Here is a 2,685-nt window from a genome sequence, read left to right as displayed (position 1 = left end):
CCCTGCCGGTGAACCCTTGTCCTTCCTGTTAACGAAAAACATGATTTGGAGGGGCACGCTTGTCGTGCCCGGTTATAGAGGATGGACAATCAAACGTTAATCGGCGGACCCCACAAGCGGGTCCCTCCGAGGGCCGGACGTGACAAACAGGTCCCTTCGACGTTGTAGGGAACATTCCTGAACCGCCCCTATCGCCCCTCAAACCCCTCGGCTCTCACACTGTAGCGGAGAGCAACTGCCCCTGCGGTATCTTTCCTAAACTGATCGATTCTGTCATAATGGATGTTTCCGGTTGCCGCTGTTTCAAGCTCGTGATAGCTTGGGCAAATCGGGAAATATCAACAAACAAGATACCGCCCGGGTCCCCTGGCGGGCGTGAGTTCCCCGAGTAATCGGCCACAAACCAGTCACTGAAAAGTTTCAACCATAACATATCGGAAATAACACGAGGGAAGCGATGAGCACAGGTGAGGCCAAGGTCTTCTGGCACGAACATGCAGTCACGCGGGAAGAGCGGGAAAGGCTGAACGGTCATAAGGGGTGCGTTCTCTGGTTCACCGGCCTGAGCGGCTCCGGAAAAAGCACGCTGGCCAACCTCGTTGACCATCGACTCTACTCGCTGGGCTACCACAGTTTTGTCCTCGACGGCGACAACATCCGCCACGGTCTGAATGCCAGCCCCGCCATGCTCCGGGAACGGCATGGGGAAGAATTCGCCAGACGATTCGGCCTGGGATTTTCACCCCAGGATCGCGAAGAGAACATCCGCCGGATTGGAGCCGTGGCCAAGCTCTTCTGCGAGGCGGGCATCATCGCCATCACCGCGTTTATCAGTCCCTACCGCATCGACCGCGACCGCGTTCGGGCGACCATGAAACCGGGAGATTTCATCGAAATCTTCGTGGATGCTCCCCTCGAGGTGTGCGAAGCGCGGGACCCCAAAGGACTCTACAAAAAGGCCCGCGCTGGCGAGATCAAGGGCTTCACCGGCATCGACGATCCCTACGAACCACCCCTCAACCCCGAAATCCATCTCGATGCCGCCCGACATTCTCCCGAAGAACTGGCCGACATCGTCCTCGACTACCTGAAAACCCACGGCATCATTCCCGCCGACAGGTAACCTCCCAACCAGAAGCGTTTCGTCGGCCTGCCTCCAGCGACGACCTCTTTGCGCCGCAACTCATGCAGATTTTATAAGATAAGACATATCTTTTTCGCCCTTGATTCCGCTCGGTCGGGACGCTAGGATTGGCTTGATCTTCCTTCCCGCAGGTGCCTTTTCAACAATCCTGCCGAGAAGGGCGAGTCTGCCCTGGTGATCCCAGTTGCCCATCTTCCAGGTCGGTCGTTTTCTGCGCGCATAGCTGGTTTTTGATAGGGTGAAAACTCCGCCTATGGGAAAGCTCCTGCCCATCCTCCTGTTGATCGGTTCCAACATTTTCATGACGTACGCCTGGTACGGACATCTCAAAGATCTCAAGAATGCCCCCATTTTCCTGGCCATAGTTGCGAGTTGGGCGGTGGCATTCTTCGAGTACTGTCTGCAAGTGCCGGCGAATCGCATCGGAAGCCGGTATTATTCGCTACCGGAGCTGAAAGTCATGCAGGAGGTGATCACGATGGCCGTTTTTGCGGCCTTTTCCACCTTCTATATGCGGCAACCTGTCAACTGGAACTACGCGATCGCGGGGGTCTGCCTGGTGGTGGCGGCGTTCTTTATGTTCCGGGGAATCACTCACGGGGCGTGATCTGAAGACAAGTTTTCCCGGAGTGATCAATTCCTTCTGCCCATTCGCGGCCCGTGGCGGGTGAAGGGCCTTTTTCACCACGCCTTTTCGGGCTCAAAGTCAACCGTGGCAGGCGTCTGTCCGCGCCCCAAAACGGCCACGAATACCTCCTGGGCACCCGCTTCGAGAAGAACTCTCGCCGCTTCGTGACAGGTCGCGCCCGTGGTGAGAACATCATCGACCAGCAGCACACGGCGGCCTGCCAGCCGGGGATGAATGGCCCGCGAACGAGCTCCTTGTTTGGCTGTCCGCTTTGGGGTGCGTTCCGTGTTGACCGGCTCTCTTTTTTGATGGAATATCACCGCACCGGAATGCCGGCCGCGCATCCACTTCGCGACAATCCGGTCCCAGAAAGTGGACCCCACCGAGAACGCCCCGCGGACATTTTTCCATCGCTGGGCCGGTTTGAGAGAGGATTGCGGAAGAGTCGGCCGGGTGCGCCGGAGAAGATGTTTCTCGGAGGGAATCCCCAGAAAACCTGCCAGGATGTCGGCGAGCACCTCCGGGCTGTTCATGTGCCGCTGGCGTTTCCGGCGCCGGTGCATGGGAATGGGAACGACACAGTCCGGCGCCAATTCGCGAAGCTGCGCTCCGCGCTGGCACCAGAACAGGCGGGCCATGGCTCGGGCAAGCCGTTCGCCCTGAGGCAGTTTCATCGCCGTGATGACATCGCGGAGCGGCCCCCAATACGGCCCCAGCGACACGGTCCTCGTAAAGGCAAACTTTTCGCGGTGACACCACGAACAGCCGTGAGGAAGGAGGTTCTCCATGTCGGCCTTTCCTCCGCATCGCGGACAGGCCTTCCAGGCTGGGAAAGACAACTGGGCCAGACAGCTCGGACAGAGCAAATTGCTCGCCCCACGTCGCGGTGGCCGTCCACCTTCCCACAGGGCTT

Annotated in this window: 3 protein-coding genes; 2 read left to right on the top strand and 1 reads right to left on the bottom strand. The window is 58.6% G+C overall.

The window, feature by feature from the left end:
• The first annotated feature begins 457 nt into the window (after positions 1–457).
• Positions 458–1,123, top strand: coding sequence for an adenylyl-sulfate kinase (cysC, locus tag H5U08_RS15190; RefSeq protein ID WP_297034900.1), 666 nt, complete (start codon positions 458–460; stop codon positions 1,121–1,123).
• Between the two features lie 274 nt (positions 1,124–1,397).
• A complete protein-coding gene (locus tag H5U08_RS15185) occupies positions 1,398–1,751 on the top strand; it encodes a DMT family protein (protein ID WP_297034897.1) in 354 nt (117 codons plus the stop codon).
• 74 nt (positions 1,752–1,825) lie between these two features.
• On the opposite strand, the gene H5U08_RS15180 is transcribed toward H5U08_RS15185, so the two are convergent.
• Positions 1,826–2,685, bottom strand: an 860-nt coding sequence (locus H5U08_RS15180; protein WP_297034895.1) for a ComF family protein, incomplete at its 5' end; no start/stop codon positions are given.

Origin of the sequence: Thermogutta sp., from assembly GCF_014359955.1 — a bacterium.
In the GTDB taxonomy this organism is placed as follows: domain Bacteria; phylum Planctomycetota; class Planctomycetia; order Pirellulales; family Thermoguttaceae; genus Thermogutta.
The sequence above is the reverse complement of the archived record's forward strand: the minus strand, read 5'-3'. Positions and strand labels throughout refer to the sequence as shown.